At 58.5% G+C, this 24,134-nt stretch carries 20 protein-coding genes and 1 pseudogene; 8 read left to right on the plus strand and 13 right to left on the minus strand.

Going from position 1 to position 24,134, the window contains the following annotated elements; all coding sequences use genetic code 11:
- Position 1 precedes the first annotated feature (1 nt).
- The 4 genes from ACIGJD_RS18930 to kdhC form a co-directional block, all read right to left on the minus strand.
- Positions 2 to 1,195, minus strand: a complete 1,194-nt coding sequence (locus ACIGJD_RS18930; protein ID WP_159630011.1) for an FAD binding domain-containing protein — start codon at positions 1,193 to 1,195, stop codon at positions 2 to 4.
- A complete protein-coding gene (locus ACIGJD_RS18935) occupies positions 1,192 to 2,124 on the minus strand; it encodes a cyclase family protein (protein ID WP_159630009.1) in 933 nt (310 codons plus the stop codon). Before ACIGJD_RS18935 ends, ACIGJD_RS18930 begins: the two co-directional genes overlap by 4 nt.
- On the minus strand, positions 2,124 to 2,429 hold the full coding sequence (locus tag ACIGJD_RS18940; RefSeq protein WP_159630007.1) for a Dabb family protein: 306 nt from the start codon (positions 2,427 to 2,429) through the stop codon (positions 2,124 to 2,126). The genes ACIGJD_RS18935 and ACIGJD_RS18940 overlap by 1 nt, the downstream gene beginning before the upstream one ends.
- Before the next feature lie 95 nt (positions 2,430 to 2,524).
- A complete protein-coding gene (gene kdhC / locus ACIGJD_RS18945; protein WP_159630005.1) occupies positions 2,525 to 4,909 on the minus strand; it encodes a 6-hydroxypseudooxynicotine dehydrogenase complex subunit gamma in 2,385 nt (794 codons plus the stop codon).
- A 167-nt stretch (positions 4,910 to 5,076) separates the two neighbouring features.
- Between kdhC and ACIGJD_RS18950 the strand changes: the two genes are divergently transcribed.
- Positions 5,077 to 6,180, plus strand: coding sequence for a 2,6-dihydropseudooxynicotine hydrolase (locus ACIGJD_RS18950; protein WP_159630003.1), 1,104 nt, complete (start codon positions 5,077 to 5,079; stop codon positions 6,178 to 6,180).
- Positions 6,173 to 6,523 (plus strand): cupin domain-containing protein, encoded by a 351-nt coding sequence (locus tag ACIGJD_RS18955; protein WP_159630001.1) that lies wholly within the window; start codon positions 6,173 to 6,175, stop codon positions 6,521 to 6,523. Before ACIGJD_RS18950 ends, ACIGJD_RS18955 begins: the two co-directional genes overlap by 8 nt.
- 38 nt (positions 6,524 to 6,561) lie before the next feature.
- Here the strand turns inward: ACIGJD_RS18955 and ACIGJD_RS18960 are convergent, their stop codons facing one another.
- A complete protein-coding gene (locus ACIGJD_RS18960; RefSeq protein WP_159629999.1) occupies positions 6,562 to 7,788 on the minus strand; it encodes a PucR family transcriptional regulator in 1,227 nt (408 codons plus the stop codon).
- Positions 7,789 to 7,847: 59 nt separating this feature from the next.
- Between ACIGJD_RS18960 and ACIGJD_RS18965 the strand changes: the two genes are divergently transcribed.
- The 3 genes from ACIGJD_RS18965 (at position 7,848) to kdhB (ending at position 10,551) form a co-directional block, all read left to right on the plus strand.
- Positions 7,848 to 9,032, plus strand: a complete 1,185-nt coding sequence (locus ACIGJD_RS18965) for a PucR family transcriptional regulator (protein ID WP_159629997.1) — start codon at positions 7,848 to 7,850, stop codon at positions 9,030 to 9,032.
- Positions 9,033 to 9,178: 146 nt separating this feature from the next.
- Positions 9,179 to 10,069 carry a 6-hydroxypseudooxynicotine dehydrogenase complex subunit alpha gene (gene kdhA / locus ACIGJD_RS18970; protein WP_159629995.1) on the plus strand — a complete coding sequence of 297 codons (891 nt, stop codon included), beginning with the start codon at positions 9,179 to 9,181 and terminating at the stop codon, positions 10,067 to 10,069.
- Positions 10,069 to 10,551: a 6-hydroxypseudooxynicotine dehydrogenase complex subunit beta gene (gene kdhB, locus ACIGJD_RS18975; RefSeq protein WP_159629993.1), complete on the plus strand. Its 483-nt coding sequence runs from the start codon at positions 10,069 to 10,071 to the stop codon at positions 10,549 to 10,551. The genes kdhA and kdhB overlap by 1 nt, the downstream gene beginning before the upstream one ends.
- Before the next feature lie 665 nt (positions 10,552 to 11,216).
- On the opposite strand, the gene istB is transcribed toward kdhB, so the two are convergent.
- Entirely contained in the window at positions 11,217 to 12,005 is a 789-nt protein-coding gene (gene istB, locus ACIGJD_RS18980) for an IS21-like element helper ATPase IstB (protein ID WP_223917531.1), read from the minus strand.
- Complete coding sequence (gene istA / locus ACIGJD_RS18985) at positions 12,002 to 13,534, minus strand: IS21 family transposase (RefSeq protein WP_223993174.1); 1,533 nt, start codon at positions 13,532 to 13,534, stop codon at positions 12,002 to 12,004. The genes istB and istA overlap by 4 nt, the downstream gene beginning before the upstream one ends.
- A 549-nt stretch (positions 13,535 to 14,083) precedes the next feature.
- Here istA and ACIGJD_RS18990 point away from each other — a divergent pair.
- Positions 14,084 to 14,278 carry a helix-turn-helix domain-containing protein gene (locus ACIGJD_RS18990; RefSeq protein ID WP_159629991.1) on the plus strand — a complete coding sequence of 65 codons (195 nt, stop codon included), beginning with the start codon at positions 14,084 to 14,086 and terminating at the stop codon, positions 14,276 to 14,278.
- A 376-nt stretch (positions 14,279 to 14,654) separates the two neighbouring features.
- Here ACIGJD_RS18990 and ACIGJD_RS18995 read toward each other — a convergent pair whose 3' ends face one another.
- The 5 genes from ACIGJD_RS18995 to ndhA form a co-directional block, all read right to left on the minus strand.
- The gene (locus tag ACIGJD_RS18995) at positions 14,655 to 15,029 is read right to left on the minus strand and encodes a DUF948 domain-containing protein (protein ID WP_159629989.1); all 375 of its coding nucleotides are present in this window, start codon (positions 15,027 to 15,029) and stop codon (positions 14,655 to 14,657) included.
- A gap of 452 nt (positions 15,030 to 15,481) precedes the next feature.
- The gene (locus tag ACIGJD_RS19000; protein WP_159629987.1) at positions 15,482 to 16,759 is read right to left on the minus strand and encodes a (S)-6-hydroxynicotine oxidase; all 1,278 of its coding nucleotides are present in this window, start codon (positions 16,757 to 16,759) and stop codon (positions 15,482 to 15,484) included.
- Positions 16,760 to 16,830: 71 nt separating this feature from the next.
- Positions 16,831 to 19,281 carry a 2,6-dihydroxypyridine 3-hydroxylase subunit NdhC gene (gene ndhC / locus ACIGJD_RS19005; protein WP_159629985.1) on the minus strand — a complete coding sequence of 817 codons (2,451 nt, stop codon included), beginning with the start codon at positions 19,279 to 19,281 and terminating at the stop codon, positions 16,831 to 16,833.
- 1 nt (position 19,282) lies between these two features.
- Positions 19,283 to 19,774 carry a 2,6-dihydroxypyridine 3-hydroxylase subunit NdhB gene (gene ndhB / locus ACIGJD_RS19010; RefSeq protein WP_328699835.1) on the minus strand — a complete coding sequence of 164 codons (492 nt, stop codon included), beginning with the start codon at positions 19,772 to 19,774 and terminating at the stop codon, positions 19,283 to 19,285.
- A complete protein-coding gene (ndhA, locus tag ACIGJD_RS19015) occupies positions 19,771 to 20,622 on the minus strand; it encodes a 2,6-dihydroxypyridine 3-hydroxylase subunit NdhA (RefSeq protein ID WP_159629983.1) in 852 nt (283 codons plus the stop codon). The genes ndhB and ndhA overlap by 4 nt, the downstream gene beginning before the upstream one ends.
- A 791-nt stretch (positions 20,623 to 21,413) precedes the next feature.
- On the opposite strand from ndhA, the gene ACIGJD_RS19020 reads away from it, so the two are divergent.
- Positions 21,414 to 22,517 (plus strand): IS110 family RNA-guided transposase, encoded by a 1,104-nt coding sequence (locus tag ACIGJD_RS19020; RefSeq protein WP_159629981.1) that lies wholly within the window; start codon positions 21,414 to 21,416, stop codon positions 22,515 to 22,517.
- Positions 22,518 to 22,941: 424 nt separating this feature from the next.
- Positions 22,942 to 23,721: pseudogene (locus ACIGJD_RS19025) on the plus strand (helix-turn-helix domain-containing protein); the annotation flags it as partial.
- Between the two features lie 140 nt (positions 23,722 to 23,861).
- On the opposite strand, the gene ACIGJD_RS19030 reads toward ACIGJD_RS19025, so the two are convergent.
- Complete coding sequence (locus tag ACIGJD_RS19030) at positions 23,862 to 24,128, minus strand: MoaD/ThiS family protein (RefSeq protein ID WP_159629977.1); 267 nt, start codon at positions 24,126 to 24,128, stop codon at positions 23,862 to 23,864.
- Positions 24,129 to 24,134: the final 6 nt, after the last annotated feature.

Genomic DNA, 24,134 nt, shown 5'->3' on the forward strand with positions numbered 1-24,134 from the left:
CTTAAAAGTTCTTGACTACGGATGGTTCATCCACTGCGGGGAGCCCAAATGCGAAGTCGGGGTTTCCAGGCTCAAAGCTACCCCCGTGCTGTAGACGGGACGCCATTCTTTTCACTTTCTGGAGATAGGCGTTCCCCTGCTGCAGTTGCCTGGTTTCCCACCTCTGCAGGGATTCCTGCAGATTGTCGTTCTCCGTAAAGACTTCTGCAAGAGTACGTGCGTCGTCACAGGCTTTAGCTCCACCCGCAGCAGCGTGAGGCCTTGGGGTCACCGCCGCGTCTCCAATCAACAGAACACGGCCATGAACCATGCGCTCGACAGTGGCATCTGCAACAACAGTCACAAATGGGGATGAAGCTTTGAGTACGAGGTCCCTGAAAGGCGCGAAGAGACGCTCACCCTTGCTATGGAACTGACGCAGATTGTGCGGATTCAGTGAGTTGTTGTGGACAGACGTTGGGAGCCTGATGCCGCGAACGTCCGTCATGAGTTCGTCGAGGTCAGCTCCTTCAGGGACGTTCCAATACCACTGAAAATTCAAACGCGGCGACTCTGAGTTTTCCCGGCCCGGAATGGGGTAAGCGATGAGGTGACCATCATTCAGAAGCCCATACGTGAACTTGTCGTTAAAGTAGTTCCACACATCGTCGGAAACTTCGCCCGGCTGGAGCACCCCTCGCCAGGTGACGTATCCTGCGTACTTCGGTTCAATGCCCAGCAGGCGTTTGCGAACTACTGATGCTCCGCCGTCAGCGGCGATCAACCAGTTCGCCTCGGCCTGGGTACCGTCTGAAAAGCGCAACTGTACGGCGTCGGAATCCTGGTTGAGACCGACGAGGCACTTACTGGTGTGGTAACGCTCCGGCCCAAACAGTTCGTAAAGCGCTCCGTATATCGAGTCGTAGCTAGTGAAGCGCCAGTCTGCAGGAACGGACCCGAAGCTTTCTCCAGTCAGTGCGTCGACATATTCCATGGATGACGACGGAACACTGATCGAGTCCAGCTCGACACCCTGCTCCAGCAAGTAACGAACAAGCTCCGGCTGGACGACAATGCCAGTGCCGAAGCCCGAGAGGGGCTGGGGCGACCGTTCATAGACATCGACCTCAACGCCCGCATCTCGAAGCATCAGCGCTGCCGTTAGCCCAGATATCGAACCTCCAACTACCGCAATACGTTCGGTTGTCGGGCTCATGCGTCCTTCCTTAATGCCATGGCGAGCGGACGCATTGGGGCGCCGCTCGCTCCCCGAAGACGGATAGGAGCAGCGATCAGGCAAAATTCCTTTACTCCATCCGCTGCCAGTTCCTCCAGGTTCAACAGTTCCACCATGGGCACACCTGCTTCCGCAAGGAAGTGGGTATGCCCGGGAAGCCAGTTGTCTTCATGCTCCGACGGGCCTACCTCCACGCATTCCTGGTCAGCACCAATTGCAGAAATGTTTTGGCTTGTAAGCCAGCGGGCAGCATCCAAGCTCAGTCCCGGAGGGTTTCCAAGAGTCTTAGTTCCATCCGGCCAATGACGCATACGTCCGGTACGAACCAAGGGAACATCCCCTCTCTGCAATACGAGGCCCGCTTTTTCCAGTGCCTCTTCAATATCTGCAGTGGTGATGGCGTAGGAATCAGGCAGGCACTCTACGTTCTTTAGGCCAGCAATATCCAGCAACACGCCGCGGGTGATGATTGGGGGAATCGTCTCCGCTCCACCCTTGGTCCAGGTCCGACTGCCCAAATTCTCTTCCGGTTTGTACCCGTTATAGATCTGTCCGTCGACGCCGAAGTGGTTCAGCGAATCGATGTGAGTCCCGGTGTGGGTATACATGAATACAACATCTCCGGAGTAGCACACGTGCCTGTTGACAGCCTCGCCGACACCGTTGAGGTTATCCACCACCGTGCCCTGAGGGGTGTGGCTCATGAAGATTTGGTAGCTGGGATCGCCAGCTCCCTGAAAGCTGGGCATCCCTACGAAATAGTCAACGCTGAGGTCATAAACCCGCGAGGGGTCCGCCCGCTGAAGAACGTCTGCCCGAACAGACTCGTCGAGGAGGTTTAATGCTCCCCTCTCGTCGTCGGGGCCCCAAGGGCTAATCCCTACCTTCACGTCAGCAGTCTGGCTCATCAGAACGCCTCAACTTCGTAGTCCACTACAGCCCTGTCCGCGAACATCGGCATAAGTGTCGCAACTACCTCAAGGTGAAAGGGATCGGTGGAGTACTTGTCCAGATCAGCCCAGCTTGCAAAATCAGAAATCAGGACACCATCCCACGGCGCACCGTTATCGCCAGGGTCGCCCGAATGAGTGCCGATCTCCCAGCCTTGAATGAAACCCAGACGCGGCGGAAGGGTGTTGAGAATTTCAACAATCTCCTCCTGGTTGCTTCCTTCGGCTACGCGCCATGCAAATACGTGTCGAACTTTAGTCATCAGTTGACCTCTCATGTGTGTCTTGGATTACCCGCCGGGTTGTATGTTCAGTTTCGTAAGAGCAGCGAAGTTGTCCCACTGGCGGATGCCACAAGTTACAGTTGTGCTTTGTTCAAACCTTGACAGCGGGTGAAGATCTGCTCGGGAGTGACTGGCAGCCGGTCCGTGTGGATGCCATCGGCAATGGCATCATCTACCGCGGAAGCGATTGCCGCGCCGGCGGCAATGATGCCAATTTCGCCAAGGCCCTTGGCGCCAAAGGGATTGTCTGGCGACTTGGCATCTTCAGTTACGAAACAGTCGACGTTCGGCATCTCCTGCGCGCCCGGCAACAGGTAGTCCATAAACGAAGTCGTAATTGGCTGTCCGTCCTCTTCGTAGAGGAACTCCTCGTAAAGGGCGCCTCCAATGCCTTGCACAGCGGCACCAATGATCTGACCCCTTGTGGTCAGCGGGTTAATTACACGCCCTGCTTCCGTGGAGGTCGAGAAGCGAAGTATCTTATGGCCGCCCGTGCCAGGATCTAGTTCGATTTGCACCAGCGTCACCCCGTACGGGTAGTTCATGGCGTTGTTCACGTAGACCGCGTCCGCCGCGAGGCCCGGCTCATCATTGTCCGCCCTAGCCGTGAAAGGGTCCCTCGCCGCCGCAATCTCGTACAGCGTAATTTGCTGATCAGTGCCCTTGACCTTGAAACTGCCTGCCGCCAATTCGAGGTCTTCCGGATCAACCTCGAGCATCTCAGCTGCCAGACGCCTGGCTTTATCCACCACTGCAAGCGCCGCCTTGCGGGCAGCACCCCCAGCGAGAACAGTTGAACGGCTGGACCAGGAGCCGACGCCGTCCGGAATGAGCTCTGTGTCGCTATGGACGATGTCAATGTTTTCGGGAGCGATCTGTAGTTCTTCGGCGACAATCTGGGCCAGAACTGTCTCGATTCCCTGTCCGACCGAAGAACCTCCGGTCTTGACCGTAACGCGGCCTGCGCGGCTGACTTCGACACCACCTGTTTCGAAAAGCCCCAGCCCTGCCTTGTCCATAAGCACGCCGAGGCCTACGCCAACTTTCCGGCCCTGCGCCCGCAGTCGTTTGGATTCTTCAATCCACTCCGAAAAGTTTGCCGCCTCCAGCGCTTCGCCGAAGTGCTTTACTACATCTCCCGAGTCGAAGTGGTAAGGCTCGTGGACGATATCGAGACCAGGCGTCCACGGGAGGTCTTCCGTGGTAAGAAGGTTTCGCCGCCGGAACTCCGCCTTACTGAGACCGATTTCTTCACATGCCAGATCGAAGATCCGCTCACGAGCAAAAGTGGATTCATATCGTCCAGGTGCGCGATAAGCGCCGACAGGTGTTTTGTTGGTGAAGACGGCGTGCAGGGTAGCATCGTAGGCCGGAACCCGGTAGGGGCCGAACACAATGCCGGCGGTAATGTCGCTGACTAGTGGCTCGGCTTGCCTGAAATAGGCTCCATGGTTGTGGAAAATTTCGTCCTTCATGCCCAGAATTTTGCCCTCAGCATCGAGCGCGAGTTCCAGCTTATGCACCATTTCCCGAGCATGGGACGTGGATGTCATGTGCTCGGCGCGGTCCTCAGTCCATTTGATCGGGACTCCCAATGTGCGGGCTGCCCATGCTGCAACGACGTTTTCCGGGAAGACTCCGCCCTTCACCCCGAAACTGCCGCCGATTTCTACGTGTTTCATCCGGACATTGACCTCGGGAAGATTCAACATCTTGGCGATGATCCTGCGGTTGTCATGCACATGCACTGTGCCCCAGATGAATAACGTGTCCCTTGCCGGGTCGGGCTGCACCACTACGGCCCGCGGCTCCATAGGTACACCGGAATGGCGGTTCGTAACGTACTTGTGGCGGATGATGTGCTCGGCCTCGGCAAAGGCCCGGTCAATGTCGCCGTAGGCCTTTTTAATGCGTGCACCTTCATTGCCACGCCCCGGAAAAAGCTCAATCTCACCGGTCAACGCTTCTTCCGGATCCAGGAGGACCGGGAGCGGCTCGTACTCGATAGAGACCAGTTCGGCCGCGTCTTCGGCAAGATAGGGATCAACGGCAAGTACGGCAACCACCGGCTGCCCCACATACTGCACCTTGTCTACTGCCAGAACGGGGTGGCTAAAGTCCTCAATATTTTCGTAAATCTCGTGGTATCCCAGCTCTTCCAAGAGGATGGAACCCAAATGCCGCGTGTGCTCAGACGTGACAACCATTCGTACGCCCGGAGTCTTTGCGGCTTCAGTGACGTCTATGGACACGATCCGCGCATGGGCCTGTGTCGAACGGACAATGCGCATATGCAATTGCCCGGGCACTCCCAGATCGCCAGCAAATGTTGCTGATCCAGTGAGGAGCCGGCGGTCCTCCCGCCGCAGAACCTCCTGGCCTATCCATGCCTGTCTGTTGCCCTTGTCCGCGTCGGCCGTGCCGGTATCAGGGATGAGCGTTTTAGCCTTTGCCATCATGGGCTCAGTATGTCACCGGGCCGGGAAGCCCGGATGTTCAGGCATTGACAAAAACACCGCCTAAGTATCCGCAGTTAGTAGGCGCCCTCGCGCCGCTTCCATAGCAAGATCATTCCGCAGACCCCTTGTGCGGGGTCACGGAAGTCTGAATTTAGGGAGACGGCAGTATGACTGTAACTTCGCAAGTGAAACCTGAAGATGAAATGCTGAACTGGGGACGCCTTATCCTCGACGGCGTTTCCTACTCGGACATGGTGGGTGCCCGCGATAGGCCTAAGGAGATTACCTGGTTTGACTACTGGATGAATCTCGCAAATGAGTACGAGCAGGAAGCGGAAAGTAAAGTGGCCCTGGGCCACGACCTGTCCGCCGGTGAGCTCCTGATGTCAGCGGCGCTGTGCGCCCAGTACGCCCAGTTCCTTTGGTTCGATGAGCGCCGACAGAAGGGCCAATCTCGAAAAGTTGAACTATACCAGAAAGCAGCCCCACTCTTGTCCCCGCCCGCACAGCGACACGAACTGGTGGTTGACGGCATTCCGATGCCTGTTTACGTGCGAATTCCGGAAGGCCAGGGACCACACCCCGCGGTCATCATGCTCGGTGGCCTGGAGAGCACCAAAGAGGAAAGTTTCCAGATGGAAAACCTGGTGCTCGATCGGGGCATGGCTACTGCCACGTTTGACGGGCCTGGGCAGGGCGAAATGTTTGAACACAAGCGGATTGCCGGTGACTACGAAAAGTACACGTCAGCGGTAGTGGATCTACTCATCGGACTTGAAGCAATCCGGAACGAAGCTATCGGAGTTTTGGGCCGAAGCCTGGGCGGTAACTATGCGCTCAAGTCGGCCGCATGTGAACCGCGTCTGGCGGCGTGCATTTCCTGGGGCGGATTCTCCGACCTGGACTACTGGGACCTTGAGACTCCCTTGACAAAGGAAAGCTGGAAGTACGTCTCCAAAGTTGACACTCTGGAGGAAGCAAGGCAGCACGTCCATGCTGCTCTGGAGACCCGGGACGTCCTACCAAACATCGCATGCCCTACATACATTCTGCACGGCGTGCACGACGAAGTTCCACTGTCCTTCGTGGACACTGTCCTCGAACTGGTCCCGGCAGAACACCTGACCCTGGTAGTTGAAAAGGACGGCGATCACTGCTGCCACAATCTGGGAATCAGGCCCAGGCTTGACATGGCAGACTGGCTCCAAGATGTTCTAGTGACGGGAAAGACACCTCCCCCGGCTATGAAGGGATGGCCGCACAATGGATAAGATCAGGAAAGTCAGCACGGGCACCGCCCCGCTTGAATCCTGGCAGCCGGACGGTGTAGTCGTCCATGAGGGAAGCCCGAACGGGCACGGGTTCACGCTCTTTGAACGCACTTCCTCTCCACAATTCGGCACGGGTATCTTCACTTCGCAGCCGTGCACAACAACTTATGAACTCACCGATAACGAGATCATTTACGTTGTCGAAGGCTCCGCAACGCTAACTCTTGCATCCCAGGAGCCGGTCCCTGTAACCGCCGGCGACCTGGTATTCCTTCCGAAGGGACACACGTCTACTTGGGAGTTTCACGAGCCATTCAAGGAAATCTGGTTCTTGGTGGAGTAGAAGCCGCTGGCTGGCAGCGACTCCTCAAAGGGGTTCACTCAGAGGGCGGGTTGCGGGAGACCGGGAGAATCCTCCAACCCGCCGAGCTCCAGCTTCATAGCCTCGACCATCCGCGAGAGCCTGATGGCGACGGGCAGTTCATCTCGGAGCAAGCCACGTGAACCTATTTTGCCTTCGATGAGTTTTAGACGGTAAGCGATAGTACGGCTGTGAACTCCCAGACGCTGTGCTGCCGCTGCCGCGTTCTGGCCCGAAGCAAAATATGCTTCGAGAGTTTCGACTAACCTACTTGGGGGGTCTTGGTGCAACCCGAGGCCCCCCAATTCGTCGGAAATAAATGAAGTAACGGCAGCGAGATCGCGCGTAGCCAACGCTTCAAGCATGACATCTTCATACCAGGTGACCTGGGTGCCCAGTTTTTGGGCGACCGAGTCGGCCTCCAGCGCTCGTCTGTGCGTAACTACGAACCCATCCAAGCCTTCGCTCAAAGTCCCAAACGAAATCCGCGTGTCCTTCGGTAGGTCACTTGACAGGACAACCTGCCGTGGTGACGGCAATCGACTCGACCACTCGGCCCAAATATAGCCGGTCTCATCCTCGGCTGTGATAACAAGGGGACGGATCCTAGATGCGCTGCCGAGGGTCCGAGCCACAGCCTCCACACCGTCACCGGACACAACCGCAGCAAGATGCCGGCCTGAAAGGTTATAGGAAAAAACTGTCGAATCTATTGGCAGTCCAGCGAGGAGAGCCCTCAGCGTCGAAAGCTTCCTCCGGTTTTGACTCTGCCTGGAGAATGCAGTGCTCTCCATTTGGTATGTCTCGATGATGGACGCAGAAACTCTATCGTTCCAGGCAAAATGGCTTGCACTGGCATGCCTCAGGACCTTGGACCTTCGAACGGGATCGGTGATGATTCGGTGCGCCTCCTCAAGTAGAAACTCCCACAAAGTGGCCTGAGCCGCCCTGGATCCCCGGAGCAGGTGATGCAAGTCCACGCCGGCCCGTGCCGCCAACCTCACCTCCCGGAGAGTCTCATTGGAAGCCCTGGTTGCCCCGACCCGCCCTTGACCGATGTATTCGAGGACATCACGCAGGGAAGCTGTGATGGTTTCCGATTCTGCCTCCGTGAGGGACGAGTTACGTGTCGCGGCGGAATAGTCTTCGTACGTATACTGCAGTCTCGCCCGGATGCAGTCGTAGATTTCAGGAATCCTTGCCTTCACTGCAACGGAAAGTTCGTCCAGTCCTTCCTCAATGGTCATACACTGAGACTATCAAGGGGCCTGGTCTGTGCCGAGACCACAGCGCATGAAATAGGAACATGATCCAGACACAACATCTATCGGCAATATCGGCCGCCGTCACATCAGATATCGAACACTTGTCCGACTCGATGGTCCGCCGACTCCATGATGACGTTCAGGCCGGTGTGGGCTTAGATCCGGCACTTTCGCTGCGGCGGTCTGAGCGGCTGTCCGCCGCCCTGCTATCTATCAGCAGGGCCTTGTCCGGGTCAGACGAACCAGACGAAAATTTCCTGCGGGAGGCCACCCTTGAGGCGCGCGAAACAGCCCAAGCCGGTGTGGATCTACTCGAACTCATCCACACCTACAGAGTGCTGCAATCTGCGACCTGGGATGTGCTCCTAGACCTCACAACAACTCTTGTCCCAGATGCATCACAGCAATTAGAGATCCAGAAGTGGGTCTCCCAGTTACAGCACCGATGGCATGACGTGGTCGTTGCCAACGTCATCGACGCGTATCGTTCCGAACAGCATCGATTCTTCTACAAGTCTGAGGATCACCGGCTGAGGAATGAGTTGCGGGACTTCATTTCAGGAAGGCGCACGGCCCGACCTAACGCTGCCTACCCCTTCGAAGGAAACCACCTATCAGTGGTGGCCTGGGGAAATGATCCGAAGGGGATGATCACCCTTGCCGCCACCATCCTTAACAGCAATGCGCCACTGATACTGGAAAGCACCGGCGGAGCTTTTCTGGGCTGGTTGCCTGTATCAGATGGACTGAGCTCTGCAACGCAATTGACAGAAGGCGACCTGCCCGATGGAGCACATCTTGCCCTGGGATCCCTTGACAAGGGTTTCTCCGGCTTTCGGCACAGTCACCAGCGCGCATGGAGAGCTTACAAAGTCGGCCGTCTCACGGGGGCGCGAATAACGCACTATAGCGACGTAGCTCTGGAAGCTGTCTTCGCCACAAATATGCAAGCGGTGCGTGATTTGGTCGCGCAGCAGCTGGGTCCTTTGCTCACCGATCCCCGCAAAGACATACTCTGTGACACCCTCCGGGCGTACTTCTCAGCCGGCTGCAATGCGGTAGCGGCCGCGACAGCACTCCAGGTTCATGAGCGCACCGTGGCCTACCGTCTCAGATCCATTGAAGAACGGCTTGGCATCAGCGTTGCCGAACGCCACGTGGAACTACTTGTCGCACTACGACTTTATGGTTTGCTGAAGTCAATCGCCCAAACAGACATCCTCTGAGTTAGGGCGCTCAGCATCAGCGCTGCTTGGAATTGTCTGTTCTAGGCAGGTCCGGGCACTGTTTTGTCCCATGACGCAGAGCGCAAAGCCATACCAAGGGGGCAAAGTAGTGGCATGAACAATGAGCGCGGCCGGCGGTATTGCCCGTGAAGCCACCTTCCTTCGAATACGTTGTTGCCGACTCGGTTGAGGATGCGCTCCGCCTACTCGCGGAGGGAGGCGATGACGCGAAAGTCATCGCCGGAGGTCAAAGTTTGGTCCCGCTCCTGAATTTCCGGATGGCCCGTCCCTCACTTCTGGTCGACATCAACCAGGTGCCCGGTTTGGCAAACATAAAGAAGACCGACCATGCTATGGCGATTGGCGCCTTGACCCGTCATGCGAAGCTAACGACCTCCAAGACCATTTCGCAAAACCTTCCAATCTTGTCGGAAGCGGCAGCGTGGATCGCGCACCCTCAAATTCGTACCCGAGGAACGATTGGCGGCTCTCTTGCACATGCTGATGCTGCGGCAGAGCTGCCCGTAGTCCTGCTAGCCCTTGACGCCTCCGTCACCGCACGGTCTCTACAAGGCGAGCGAAAGATTCCTATCAAGGAACTGCTAGTCTCACATTTCGTCTCGAGCATCCTTCCCGGCGAGCTCATTGTGGAGGTTAACATACCTCTGCTACCTCCCGGCACTGGTGCTGCATTTGATGAGTTCTCTCGGAGGCATGGCGACTACGCCATAGGAGGAGCGGCATCCATCGTCACCCTGGACGAACACGGCAAATGTTCGCGGGCGAGAATTACTGTCCTGGGTGGAGGATCAACCGCCATCCGCTGCCAAGAGGCGGAAAAAGTCCTAATAGACAGCACCCTGTCCAGCGCCGACGTTGCCACAGCTGCCCGGGTGGCGGTACAGGGGCTTGATCCCGTGCCCACAGTGCACGGGAGCGCTCCCTATCGCACCCAAGTTATTCGGACAATCGTCGAACGAACCCTCGCCCAAGCACGGCACCGCGCGAGACCGACAAAGGAAAGCATGGAATACTGATGAACGCCTTTCGCCTCACGGTTGAAGTAAACGGAGTCAACCACGAAACGGACGTCGAGCCTCGTCGGCTCCTCGCAGATTTCCTACGCGAAGACCTGCACCTCAGAGGGACACGGGTAGGCTGCGAGCACGGCGTTTGCGGTTCCTGCACTGTGCTGATGGATGGTCAGCCCATTCGATCCTGCACCGTGCTGGCAGTGCAGGCGAACAACGCCAGGATTGAAACAGTCGAAAGCCTACAGCAGGAAGGCGACCTTCACCCGCTACAAAGTTCCTTCTCAAAGTGCCACGCCCTGCAGTGCGGTTTTTGCACATCAGGTTTCTTGATGTCTCTTAAGCCTCTCTACGACGACGAAGACGTTACCCTCGATGAGACAACCGCTCGCGAAGCTATTTCCGGAAATATATGCCGGTGTACGGGATACCAACAAATCGTGGAAGCCACAGTAGAAGCCTTCCAATGTAGGAATCACAGCAGCTGACACGCGTCGGCCACGTCACGTCAGCGCTAACGGTCTCATGGCCGTTCGGCCATGGCTGTCACCTCCGCGCCGGTTGCGGGCTTTGGGGAATCAGGCAGTTGGTCTGCGAAGTAATGCGGCATCTCGTGAGGTGATGAATGCAACAGAATGCGCTCCCGGGCGGAGACGAAACTATCCGGACGCACGAACCCTGTGGGCGGCTCTGGCAAGCAGTTTCGTTGCAGAAGATACTGCTCCGCGCAGCCTCCGCGTACCAAGATTCTGAGCAGGTCTCGATGTGGGAATCCTGGCCAAACAGCTGAGTGACCGGAAATCAAGGCGGCAACTGCCGATAGGAAGCCACTAACCGCAAGATTACTGCAAGACCCCTTGGGACAGTCCCCCCACATTTTCCGGGCCAGACACGACTCCTCCTGGCTCGGGATCCACCCTCGGTCATGGACTGCGGGGAATGCAACGGCCTGCATTTCCCGCAGTCTTCGTGGGCTATGTCGCTCTGCACAGGCGGGGCGACGTCTGCCGCTGGCCGTTGTCAATGGCCTTTGGTTTCTGCCCACGGGCGGCCAGTTAATCGGCCCGCTGGTGGCCAGTAAAGCTGCCCGGTGATGGCCAACAGATCTGCCCACTGAGGGTTGTCGGTGGGGTTGGCCATCGTCGAGGGTTTGTTAGTTCAGTTGGGTGACTCCTTTCCCGGCGAGAGCTTGAGTGAGTCGGATGGAGTCACCGCTGGTTTGGCAGACGTGGGCGTGGTGCAGGAGACGGTCCACGGTTGCCGTGGCGAGGGTTTTGGGCATCAGCTCGTCAAAGCCGGCGGGGTGCAGGTTCGAGCTGATGGCCACGGAGCGTTTCTCGTAGGCGGCGTCCACGACCCGGTAGAGTCCTTCGGCGGCGTCGGTGGCCACCGGGAGAAGGCCGATGTCATCGATCACGACGAGTTCCGCGCGGAGGATCCTGGCCACTGCCCGGGTGACGCTGTCGTCGGTGCGGTGTGCACGGATCAGGGCGCCGAGGTCTTCGAGTCTGAACCAGGCAACGCGCATCCCGGCTTCGACGGCTTGCTGGCCGAGGGCTTCGAGGAAGAACGTTTTCCCGGTGCCGGAGGGCCCGCAGACGACCAGGTTCTCGCGTCGGGTGATCCATTCCAGGGTGCGCAGGGCTTGCTGGGTGGGCGCCGGGATGGAGGAGACGGCGGGGTCCCAGACGTCGAAGGTCTTCCCGGTCGGGAAGCCTGCTGCTTTGCGCCGGGTGGCGAGCATGGACCGGGCCCGGCCTGCGGCTTCTTCGGTGAACAGTGCCTTGATGATCTCGGTTGGTTCCCAGCGCTGGGCGCGGGCGGTCGCGATCAGCTCCGGTGCCAGTGCCCGGGCGTGGGGCATCTTCAGTTGCCGCATCAGCGCTTCCAGTTCGGCCGGCAGGGCCGGGGCGGTGGTGTTCGTGGTGGTGACCGGGCTCATCGGCTCTGCTCCTTTGCGGGGGCGCTGGACGGCTCGGCGCCGAGGCCTGCCCAGGCGCTGGTGCCTTGGGTGAGGGACCTGGTTTCGTTAGCGGCGTGGGTGGTGGTGCGGCGGATGTTCGCGTTCAGGATGGAGGGCAGGTCGCCGTGGGCGAACCGGCCGTGCAGCGCGGCGTCTCCCAGGGCACGGTCCACGGACTCGGTCCCGGCGATCTTGGCCAGGGTCACGGCCTCGGCCATTTTCATGTTCATCCGGCCTGTTCCTGCAGCCGCGGCTTCCACGAGCCAGGTCTTGGCGCCGGCGCCGATGGCCAGGAACTCGGCTTCACCGGCGGTGCGTGCCTTCACGGCGTAGTCGCCCGGGGTTCTGGTACTGGTCCCTGGGAAGTGCTCCTCGATGACCGCGGGACTGCCGGGCCTTGCCCGGCCGTGGCGGGCGACTTCGACCGGGCCGGTCGGGCCGTGGTGGACGATGATGACCTGTTCGTCAGGGCCGGTGCCGTGGGAGCGGACGAACACCTTCGCGCCGAGCAAATGCGACGGCACCGAGTACTGGGCGTTCTCGAAGGAGACCATCGGGGTGTTCTCCGGGACTATACGGGCCAGCCCGAACGCGACCGTGTGCGCGGTCTCCGGGATCCGGTGCAGCCGGGCCGCTTCCTCCGCCAAAACCATTGCGGGTTTACGTCGGGTGGCCCGGTGTTCGCGGTTGTTGACCTCGTCCATGAACGCCTCGCAGGCGGCCTCCAGCTCGGCAAAGGAAGCGTAACCGGGCCTCAGGTTCGTGTCGGTGGGCACGAGGTCGGCTTTGGCCAGTTTCACCGACGCTTCGACTCCGCCTTTCGTTGCAGGGTCCGCGGGCTGGCAGGTCAGCACGGTGACCCCGTAGTGCCGGGCGAAGTCCAGGGTCTGCTGGTTCCGCACCGGAACCCCTGCGACATGGGCCGTTGTCACGGTTTTCTCGTTATCGGTCAGGACATACGTTGGTGCCCCGCCCAGGATCCGGAAGCACCGGTCGAGGGCTGCGAACACGCTCGGCGCGGTCCGGTCCCGCAACGGGATCACGATCCGGAACCTTGAGAACGCCAGCCAGGCAACGAACAGAATGGTTTTTACGCCGCCGATCCGTGGCCCGTCGCCGAAGTCGTACTGCAGCCACATCCCAGGCTCGGTGATCCACGGCCGGTGCACACGGGTGTGTCCGAGCCGCCACGCGGCCTTGACCTGCGCGATCGCCCGGCGCGTAGACCGCTCGGACCCCTCATAGCCTAGGGCGAGCAGCTTTTCGTGGGCCTTGTCGGCGCGGATCCGGCCCTTGGACGCCTCTACCCATTCCTCGATCTTAGGCAGGTAAGCGTCCGTGACCCTGGGCCGGGGCGCCGGTTCTGCAATTGGCCGGCCGGCGTCCCGCGCGGCGACGTGCCTGGCTACAGTGTGGTGCGAGCAGCCCGTGAGCTCCGCGGTGGCGCGCAACGATCCGGTCAGATCATAGGCAGCAAGAATTTCCATGATTTCTCCGTCATGCTTCATACAGGGCCTCTTCCTGGGACGACATTTGGTGCGACTAGACACCGTCATCAAATCCCGGGGAGAGGCCCCCGCCGCTGAAGACGCGGCAGGAACAGTTGAGGAAGTGGGCAGATCTCATGGCCACCAGTGGGCAGTTCTACTGGCCGTCAGTGGGCAATTTCGTGGCCGCCTATGGGCAGTTTTTCATGGCCGCTTACAGGCCGTCTCCTGCAACTCGAGGAACTTGTCCCCTCCCCTGTGTTAAGCGCTACCGTAACGTTCCTTAGTGCTGCTGATGGCGTATCCAAGCCTGCATCCGAATCCAAAACGAACCCTGGTGTCAGCGATGCTCGAAAACTGAGCCATGTTGCGTGGGCTTGCCGTCTAGCGGTGGTTGCAACACCTGAGCGATTATGAGTTGCAATTGGGCCAGATGAAAGGACCGCCGAGGGGTCGATGCGCTCCACCGAAGATGGCTGCCCGGGCTCACTATGATCAGCTGATAAAACAGGAAATGGGCAATCCTGAAGCCTGCCGCATCGTGGGAACCAGCCGTAGTCCCGGCACTCGGTGGCGGCACGGCCAAACGGTCGTCTAAAAGTCCGGAGACATCAAGACGTACGCACCGATTTCACAGCAGCGGCCTGCAGGGATCTCCGCCGTCATCTCTCCGAGCCGGAACGGATTACGATTGCGGACCTACTGCATGCCCGGCGTAGCATCCGTGCCATTGCCCGGCAGCTCGGGTGCAGTCCGCTACCGTGAGCACGGAGATCAGCCGCAACCTTCACGAACCCTCTGGCAACTACCGTCCGCAGACAGCCCTGCGCAGTGCCGAGCGCAGAAGGAGTCGTCAGCGAACCGGGAAGATCGCAAGCAAAGTCCCGCCGTCGTCCGATCCAGGAGCTGTGGGCCTTCGTCTGGGAGCACCTCGAACAGCGATGAAGCCCCCGCCAGATCGGCAACCGGCTGTGTAGTGTCTTCCTGGACAGCCGGAATTGCACGTCGCGCCTGAGACCGTCTATAAGGCCCTGCACGGGCCGGGTCCGGTCTTTGTTGCATTCACTTGCCGAAGGGCAATGACTGCAATAAGCATGCCGGTTCCCAGCCAGATAAATCGGTTCATACTGGCCTCCGAACTTTAGCGGCTTCGTCGGCCTGTAGCCGGCCTAGGGTGTTTCGCTAAAGCGGTTCTGACACCATGGCTGAAAGCCGCCATTCTGATCAGGGGTGCCCCGACACTGGCCGTGATCAGGGAGGTCAAGGCGGAGAAGTTGGCACTAACATCAGAGACATTCGACGCAATGCCGTCCACTTTCCTAAGTTGTTGATTGGCGGTGGCCACAATAGCTGTGGCCCCATCCATTATCGGAATCGCACCGTCGCTCAACGACCTAATCGCAATTCGTACCTCGTCTAGTACCTGGCCGAGTTTCATGATCGGCACTGCAAGCAGTAGAACAAGGAGTGCAAAGACCCCAGCGGAAATCAGACCGGCGATAGCACCGATAGACATCAAATTCATCTCCTCGAAGTGAACGGGGTGAGCACAAACTGCCTGTGTATAGGAAAGGGATGTGAGGCATCGAATTTGTGAACCGGCGAGGTCCGAGGACGACCAGGCGAAGCAGCAACTCTCACGGGCGGAGGCAGTGGTCCAGTTCCTGCGGGGGCGCGGCAAGGCCCTGAGCAGGAAACTTGGCTACCAAACGGATAGCAGTGACCCTCCCTGGAGCAGGAGGATCATGAGGCGGGATCGGGGGCACCGTTGGGTTAGAGGATCACGCTACACCCAAACACCTAAACCTAATTTTTGATCCCGACAGAACGCCATCGGCCATCATTCCTGATGGCCGATGGCGTTCATGGGACCGTGCAACGGCATTCTTGTCAGCGTTTTTGGCCGGATGACTGCGCCGGCTGCGAGCGAACCATAAGCTCCGGGGAGAGCATCAGGAAGCCCTCGTTCTACGAACGCAGAATCGCGTTGACCGCCGAGTCAGCGGTTTCCAGCGCGCCCTCAATATATCCCGGGAACCCCAACGACACATCGGATCCTACAAAATAAACACGGCCTGCCGGTTCACCAAGTTCCTTGTGTACTCGACTGAACTGTCGTACTCGGGGTGAGACCCAGGGCCCTTCGAAAAGTGGGTCTTTGATCCAGTCGTGATAATCGATGCCGAGGACTTCAACCTCCGGTAGATAGTAGTGCACAGCGTCCTTGACAGCACTGAGATCGGTAGGATCGAAGGATCCCGAGTCGGTGAACGCCACCAACAGTCGTTCGCTTTCCGACACCTCGCAATAGTCGTAAAGCGTGGGAAAAATTCCGTCTCCGACGCATTCGATTCCCGCTTCCGCTCCCCGCACGTGAATCAGAATTTTAAGTCCGCGGCCACCGTGCCCTTCCTCAATTACTGACCGCCGGTTTTCAGGTAGGGCCGGGGTGAAAAGAATCCTCCGCCAAGTGTTCATTGGGGTAGCAATTACCACGGAACGTGCTTGGAAGGCGTCCCCGCTTTTGAGGGTCACATGCACTGCATCGCCTGACTGATCTATGCCGGTAACGACGCTCTGCATCCTGATTTCAGGAATGTCGTGGCTCATGGCGTCGACCAGGTCAGCTGAACCATTGGCAAATACTTCATCCAGCGAGAAAAGCACGCCGAGGATGCTGTAGTGATGTGCTGCAACAAGTTGCAACGCCCACAACGCGGATGACTGGTCAGCAGGCTGGCCCAGCATGTTCCACGCCCAGGCGAGCAAAAACTGCCTGGAAACAGGGGGCAGGTCGAGCCCGTCGACGTACTCGATGAGTGGGATGTCCAGGTCCTCAAGGTCCTGGTTCTCCAACCCCTTTTCCAGGTCAATTCTGTGCGCATCCCGCAGCAAAGTGTAGGTGGCTGCTTCCACTGCAACTGCTTCCGAACCGGGAATAGGAAATGCCTGATTCAGTGCGGTCGGGCCCAAACGATGCCTAAACGAGGTGAACTCGGTAGCAGCCGCCGTGGCAATTCCGTACCGGTCCAATTCGGCTGCCAGCCGCGGGTGATGCTTTCGGTGTAGGTACGCTCCACCTATCTCGACCTGCAGGTTGGGTACATTCCGGGACTCCCGGGAATACGCTCGCCCTCCAAGGCGGTCGCCCCCTTCAAGGAGAAGTACTTTTTTGCCTGCATTGGTAAGGTCGCGTGCTGCTTTCAGACCGCTAAAACCGCCGCCAACCACAATTGCGTCATACAAATTTTGCCTTCTTTCACATGTCCTGGACTTTGGAATTTGGGTCTGCAATCAGGGACGCACGCATGCTGTCCCTACTCCGTATCCATTGGGCCTCGATCGAGCGCGGGCACCCCTGCCCGATCCCACAGGTCTGACCAATCCTCCGGGCCTTCCAGGTCGACAATTCCCTTGGTGGCGCGGATAATTTTCTCGGGGGTTGCTGGAAGTTCATAGAGAACGGAACCAAAGGGAGAGAGTGCATCATTCACGGCGTTGAGTACGGCAGCCGGTGCCGAGATCAGACCAGACTCTCCCATCCCCTTCACGCCTGACGCTGTCATCACCGACGGGGTTTCAATGTGCCTGATTTCAAATGGGGGAGAAACATCCATCGTTGGCGTCTGGTAATCCAGGAAAGACGTTGTAGACAAGTTTCCTGAATTATCGTAGACAAGCTGCTCGAAAAGGCCCATGCCAATTCCTTGTATGACCCCACCGCGAATTTGGCCCTCTACAATTGTGGGATTGATGATAACGCCGCAGTCCTCGACGGAATAGACCTTTTCGACTGTTACAAACCCGGTGATGGGATCCAGTTCAACGATAAGGGCATGACCGCCGTTCGAAAACATGGGCCGGGATGTGTCCCATGCCTTAGTGAACTCCAATCCGGGTTCAAAACCGGCGGGCCACTTGGATGAGTCCCAGTAGACTGCCATGGCCACGTCGGCGACGCTCACTCGCGATTCCGGAGCCCCTACGATGGATGCGAAGCCTTCTTCCAAAACGATGTCTTCCTCAGAAGACTCGAGCATATTGGCAGCAACGGCAACCAGTTTTTCGCGAATGGCATGGGCTGCACGATTAACACATCCGCCGGCGATGACGGCTGCGCGGCTTCCAATGGTGCCGCTGCCATAGGCGCCCTTGGTGGAAGTTCCCGCATCGACGCTGATCGATTCGAAGGGGATGCCTAAGACATCCGCGGCTACCTGGGCTAGGGTCGTTTGGTGGCCCTGCCCCTGTGAATTCAAACCCGAGGTTATTGTCACCGAGCCGGTCGAATCCATTTTGACGGTTGCTGTGTCATGGAACACATCGGTTGCGCCATGGGCCTGCATCATGCCCGTGCTCTCGCCACTACTTTCGACGAAGACGCTGATTCCCAACCCCAGGTATTTGCCGTTTTTGCGGGCTTCTTCCTGTCGTTTGAGAAAGGCCGGGTAGTCGACCATTTCTTCCAAGGTGTTGATTACCTCAAGAAATGACCCCTCCTCGTACACGACCCCCTGGGGATTTGTCCACGGAAATTCTTTAACAACATTCTGTCTCCGGATTTCAAAAGGAGACACCTTCATCTGTCGCGCCAGATCATCCATAAGGGATTCCCGGGCGAGGGTTCCCGCCGTGTATCCAACCCCGCGGAAAGCGCCCATGGGGCACTTGTTGGTGACGGCCCCCTCGTAAACGTACTCCGCCGCTGGGATATCGTATATACCGGTGGGCGTGACGGCCGCGGTAGCCCAGCATTCCACAGCCATAGTCTGCGGGGGCATATGGTAGGCGCCTCCGTCAACTAAAGAATGGGTCCGAACCCCAGTTATTCGTCCCTCAGCGTTGGCGGCATATTGGATTGTGACGAACTGCTCGTGGGCGTGTGAACCGGCCAAAAGATTTTCGCGCCGATCCTCTACCCATTTTACTGGCGTCTTCAGGTGCTTCGAAGCGAGCGGCATGAGCATTTCTTCAGGGAATACGTGCGCTTTCTGCCCAAAACCGCCGCCGGTATCAGGAGAAATGACCTCGCTTCGTGACTCATCGAAACCAAGAAAGAGGCTCAGGCACATCTTCACGTAATGGGGCATCTGCGTTGACGCCCATAGCCTAAGCCGGTCCTCAGTCCATTCGTAGTCCGCTAGACAACCCCTCGTCTCCATAGGGGCGGCTGCCACCCGACCAGGGTGGTACAGGGCGGAAACGACATGCTCGGCATTGGCGAACGCCTCATCCACGTCCCCAAAGGTTGCTCTCCCGCGAATGCCCACATTGTCAGGGCGTTCGCCGTTTGCTACTGGGCCCCCTTGGATGGATTTGCGGGGGTCAAGCACGACTTCGAGGGGCTCGAGCTCGAGACCTACGAGATCACACGCATCTTCTGCTACCGCTCGCGAGTCTGCGACTATCAATACAACCGGTTCACCCACGTAACGTACGACGTCCTTAGCCAAGAGCGGCATGGTCATCGCTTCGCATCCCTCAGCCGTATATTGTGCCTCGATGCCGGCGCAGTACTTTTCGATGTCAGAAGCCGTCCAGACAAGGTGAACGCCAGGCATCTCTGAGGCGACCGACGTATCAATGCCCGTGATTTGAGCATGAGCAGCAGGGCTGCGCACGAAACAAGCATGCAACTGGCCCTCAACGTTGATGTCGTTCAGGTACTTTCCCCGCCCGGTAAGAAGTCTTGCGTCCTCAGTTCGTGGGACCCGCTTGCCTATAACGTTTCTTGTTATAGGAGGAGAGTAATAATGTGGGTTGTCCATTTTAGTTTCCAATCTGACCCGCTGCATCCAGGACAGCCTCAACAATCGTCTGGTAGCCCGTGCATCGGCATAAGTTACCGGAGAGGGCCTCGACAACTTCGTCTTTTGTCGGACTAGGGTTTGCGTCTAGCAACTCTGTAGCTGATATGAGGAACCCTGCCGTGCAAAAACCGCACTGGAGGGCATGGTGCTTTTTAAATGCTTCCTGAAGTGGGCTAAGGGCAGCGCCATCCGACAGGTCCTCGACGGTCCGTATGCTGCGTCCGTTTCCCTGGGCGGCAAGGGTCAGGCAGGACCGCACGGCAGCCCCATCCATGAGGATCGTGCACGCACCGCAAACCCCATGCTCACATCCGAGCTTGATGCCGGTGAGCTTTTGGTCATTCCTCAGGTGGTCGGCCAAAGTATCGCGCGCGTCTACTGCAACAGTGCGCCGACGTCCGTTTACTTCCACGTCTATTTCGACGCGTTCTGATGGGGATGATGATGTCACGTACGTGCTCCTGCTTCAACTATGGTGCGCCGAATCAGCTCCTGCACCAGGCCTTGGCGATATTCGGCCGAGCCGTGGATGTCTGAGATATACGAGAGCGATTTCGCTCCAGCTTTTGCGGCTACTTCTGCCCTTTCCGGTGACAGCTCTGATCCGTTGAGGACGTCTTCCGCCTCGGGCACTCGTTGGATTTTGCCAACAGCGGCTCCAACGGCCACCCGCGCATTTGAAATTTGTGAACCCTCAATCGACATTACGACTGCGACATTGGCGAGCCCATAGTCTCCAGATCGTCTAGCAAACTCCCCATAGCCCCATCCGTCGGGACGTGAAGGTAGCCAAACGTCAGTGATGATCTCGTCAGCGGCAATGCTCGTCATGTACGGACCGACGAACAAGTCATCGGCATCAATGGTGCGCCGTCCTCTTACACTTTGAACCTCCACCATTCCATTGAGGGCAAGCAATACGAGCGGCCATTCGCCCGCTGCATCGCCATGGGCCAAGGCTCCGCCCAAGGTCCCTCGATTCCTAATCTGGGGATGGGCTATGTGGTGGCCAGCTGCCACCATCATTGGCAGGTTCTTGGCAACGGCAGGGGAACTGACGATCGTTGCATGGGTGACCATAGGTCCGAAGCGGATGTAGTCTCCGACTTCCTCCAGGTCAGTCAGGCCAGGAACGTATCCCAGGTCTACAATGACGGACGGTTGGGCTAGGCGCATGGCCATGACAGGCAGCAGACTCTGGCCTCCAGCAATGATCTTGGAGTCCTCGTCAGCTGACAGTAGATCGCAGGCATCTTCAATTGATGCTGGTGATGCGTATCTGATATTAGGTAGTTTCATCCTTCACTCCCTCGAATGACCTTCATCTTCCCCTACCCGCCGTGACTTTTTGCATGGCATTGAAGGACAACTACATCCGACCTTTTGTCGAAGTGTGCACAAGGAACAACGCGCCCACCATTCCGGTCCTGGGCAGGGAAAAGGGTACGCAGGACAAAGGGTCCGTTTAGACGTCACGGACTGTTCCTTTAAACGACCGGGTGGGCACGCCCCTGCGTCCCCTGATTTTTGCAGGCAGCCTGTTATGTGCGCTGGCTATCGCGCATGAGCCAGAAACGCAAGCCCACGTGTGCTTCTTCGCATGCGTTCGCCGTCCAGGGGGCCGTAACTGTCTACCCCTGCACCAAATGCGAAGGTATGGCTACTGGTACTCCTGCGGCGGCACCTAACGAACTTCAGGTGTTCGCCATCCATTCGAAAGTCACCAGAATCCACGGGAGCAACTACCAATGTTCAGATCCCGACTCTTCATCACGGTTGGTACGCATCCACTAGACGATATGAGCAGGAGGTTGCCGGCTTAGGCGAAGCAGCTGTGGAGCTTCTGGACCCTTCTGGAGGTCCATTTTCGCCGGACCGTTTCCGGAGCGTCCAGCTTGGATCCTCTGTCCCTAATGACGGGTGGGGGGGTGGACGCTCCGGATCTTGTTCCGGCGCTGATGGCCCTCTGTCAGAAGGGCCCGGGAAATGTGGTCCAGGGGGCTGGAACCTCCTTTTCAAAGCAAGTCGTGGGTTGCCTGCCACACTTGGCGAACAGGTAGAGCCACATTTGAAATTTGGAGGTTCCAGCTATGTTCGAGCGTACAAGCGTTGGCCTGGATGTCCATGCCCGTAGTGTTGTGGCCTGTGCGTTGGACGGTCGGACCGGGGAAGTTTTCCGGCGCCGTTTGACGCCGGACCGGGATGAGATTCTTGCCTGGATCATCTCGCTGCCTCCGCCGGCAAAGGTCGTTTACGAGGCAGGTCCAACAGGTTTTGGCTTGGCCAGGTTCCTGCTTTCTGCCGGCATCGATACGGTGATTGCAGCCCCGTCGAAGCTTCAGCGCCCGTCCGGTGACCGGGTAAAGACCGATGCGAGGGATGCTCTGCATCTGGCCCGGTTGCTCAAACTCGGTGAGATCACGGCGGTCCAGGTTCCTTCGGTGGATCAGGAAGCGGCCCGGGATCTGGTGCGTTTCCGTGAAGATGTCCGCGGGGACCTGATGCGTTCCCGGCACCGCATTTCCAAGCTCTTGTTGCGACAGGGCATCGTGTATTCCGGCGGGCAGGCCTGGACCGGAACCCACGAACTCTGGCTCGCACGCCAGCGATTCGATTCTCCGGCCCGACAACTGACCTATGCGTCCTCGCTGGAAGCGATGCATGAGATCTCGGACCGCCGTGACCGCCTCGATCAGGCGATCGCCTCCATGGCCTATGCAAGCGAATACACGCCCATTGTCCGGTCGCTGCAGTGCCTGCGCGGGATATCTACGCTGACGGCTTTTGGTCTTGCCGTGGAGATCGGTGACTGGGACCGGTTTACCGGTTCAACGATCGGCGCATATCTGGGCCTGGTCCCGACCGAGCGTTCATCGGGGGCGTCCCGGTCCCAGGGATCCATCACGAAAACCGGAAACGGACATGCCCGCCGGCTACTCGTCGAAGCAGCCTGGCACCACCGTAGACCATACAACGTCTCGTCCCGGCTCATGCGCTCACGGTGGGAAGAAGCCAGTTCCCAGGCCCGAGCACGTGGCCATGCAGGGAACCGGCGCCTGCACGAACGCTGGATGATTTACCTCGAACGCCGCAAGCGGCCCGTCATCGCAAACGTCGCCATCGCCCGCGAGCTCTCCGGCTGGTGTTGGTCCCTCGCTACCGGAAGCCTGGAGACCACCCAAACAACTACCTGACTTCCGTCCCTTCACGGAACGGAACAGCCGGGACGCCAGCGATGGTGGGGTAATCGCAGCGTGTGGAGTAAACCCGCGATACAGCTATGGGCGCCCCCAACAGGGTATGCCCGATCTTCCTAGACCAGCGGTAGCCTCCAGCCGAACACATCGTCCTGCGGTAACCAACCCGCGCATATCAGTCTGACCGCGCCGTCGCCAACGACACGCTAACCCACACCAACGATCACCCCGGCAAAACAAAGGATGCAGTCCCACGGCCCAAAACCTTGGGACTGCATCCCCACGCTCTTGACACAAGAATTACATATCAGCTGTGTTACCCACGGACGTTGGTGACAGTCGGCATGGCATGGCGATATGAAGAAAACCTCCGAGTGGAGCGGGGCTTGTCTAGAGTCAAGTTCCACAATCGGAGGTCTTCGTGTCCCACCCTAACGCTTTCCTCGCGTCCTTGGGGCGGCTTGAGTTGGCGAAATGTATCGTCGATGATGGCTGGCCGTTGCGGCGCGCTGCCGAACGTTTGCAGGTTTCTGTGCCGACCGCCGCCCGTTGGGCCAAACGTTATCTTGAGCTTGGTCCCCAGGCGCGCGAGCTCGGCGCCAAGGGTATGGATGACCGCTCGAGCCGTCCTGCATCATCCCCGCAGCGGACACAACAGCGGGTCGAGCGGCGGATCATTGCCCTACGGGTGAACCGGCCCTGGGGGCCGGCCCGCATCGCTTGTTTGCTCGGGTTGCACCCGTCCACGGTCCACAAGGTCCTGTCCCGTTATCGTCTGGCGAGGCTGTCCTGTCTGGATCGGGCGACAGGACGAGTCATTCGCCGCTACGAACAAACAGCCCTGGAGCTCTCGTTCACGTCGACGTCAAGAAGCTCGGCCGGGTCCCCGACGGAGGAGGCAACAGGGCCGTGGGCCGGGCCAAGGGCTGGTCCAACCGCGGACACTGCTAAGGCCGCCCTAAACCCGGCTAGCCACATTCACACCGCCATTGATGACTACTCACGGCTCGCGTATTCAGAGATCCTCTTAGACGAGCGGCAGGACAACAACGCTGCCCGATTCTGGCAAGGGGGCAGCGCCTACTTTCAGGGCTACGGGGTCTCACCCCGCAGGGTGCTGACCGACAACGGTTCCTGCTACCGCTCACGGGTTTTCAACGAAGCTCTTGGTCCCGGCATCAAACACAAATACACCAGGCCAGTACAACTAGCTGAAGAACGATCGCCGCTACGACGACGTTGTACGTGTCGCACGCTGTCGAGAAGCCCGTGAAGCGCGCTAAGACCTTCAAGATTGGCAACACTGGGTTGCAGACCGGATGCACAAAAAGCTGAAGCGGCTCATCCGCCGGCAAACGGGGGAAGCACGTCAACCACATCGTTCGGACCTACAACCGTTGAGTGATCACGCACTGCAACTTCATTCAACAGGAGGCTGCTTCTTGCCAAAATATTGGTCAGAGGGGGAGTCCCTGCGGGAGGTTCCGGACGTTTTACGGACCGTATGGCCTTCAGGAGCCCTGCCACAGTCGTGCCGTCTGCAAGGTCGAACATTTCTTCCTCAAATCCGGCAGCAGCACGTGCGGCAGCAAAATAGCGTACGTTCATAAAGAG

The sequence above is a fragment of the Arthrobacter sp. E1SS-5 genome, from assembly GCF_057073715.1.

Coding starts and splice junctions, on each gene's coding strand:
- ACIGJD_RS18930 (WP_159630011.1), bottom strand. CDS start 1,195: ATGAGCCCGACAACCGAACGTATTGCGGTAGTTGGAGGTTCGATATCT.
- ACIGJD_RS18935 (WP_159630009.1), bottom strand. CDS start 2,124: ATGAGCCAGACTGCTGACGTGAAGGTAGGGATTAGCCCTTGGGGCCCC.
- ACIGJD_RS18940 (WP_159630007.1), bottom strand. CDS start 2,429: ATGACTAAAGTTCGACACGTATTTGCATGGCGCGTAGCCGAAGGAAGC.
- kdhC (WP_159630005.1), bottom strand. CDS start 4,909: ATGATGGCAAAGGCTAAAACGCTCATCCCTGATACCGGCACGGCCGAC.
- ACIGJD_RS18950 (WP_159630003.1), top strand. CDS start 5,077: ATGACTGTAACTTCGCAAGTGAAACCTGAAGATGAAATGCTGAACTGG.
- ACIGJD_RS18955 (WP_159630001.1), top strand. CDS start 6,173: ATGGATAAGATCAGGAAAGTCAGCACGGGCACCGCCCCGCTTGAATCC.
- ACIGJD_RS18960 (WP_159629999.1), bottom strand. CDS start 7,788: ATGACCATTGAGGAAGGACTGGACGAACTTTCCGTTGCAGTGAAGGCA.
- ACIGJD_RS18965 (WP_159629997.1), top strand. CDS start 7,848: ATGATCCAGACACAACATCTATCGGCAATATCGGCCGCCGTCACATCA.
- kdhB (WP_159629993.1), top strand. CDS start 10,069: ATGAACGCCTTTCGCCTCACGGTTGAAGTAAACGGAGTCAACCACGAA.
- istB (WP_223917531.1), bottom strand. CDS start 12,005: ATGAGCCCGGTCACCACCACGAACACCACCGCCCCGGCCCTGCCGGCC.
- istA (WP_223993174.1), bottom strand. CDS start 13,534: ATGAAGCATGACGGAGAAATCATGGAAATTCTTGCTGCCTATGATCTG.
- ACIGJD_RS18995 (WP_159629989.1), bottom strand. CDS start 15,029: ATGTCTATCGGTGCTATCGCCGGTCTGATTTCCGCTGGGGTCTTTGCA.
- ndhC (WP_159629985.1), bottom strand. CDS start 19,281: ATGGACAACCCACATTATTACTCTCCTCCTATAACAAGAAACGTTATA.
- ndhA (WP_159629983.1), bottom strand. CDS start 20,622: ATGAAACTACCTAATATCAGATACGCATCACCAGCATCAATTGAAGAT.
- ACIGJD_RS19020 (WP_159629981.1), top strand. CDS start 21,414: ATGTTCGAGCGTACAAGCGTTGGCCTGGATGTCCATGCCCGTAGTGTT.
- ACIGJD_RS19030 (WP_159629977.1), bottom strand. CDS start 24,128: ATGAACGTACGCTATTTTGCTGCCGCACGTGCTGCTGCCGGATTTGAG.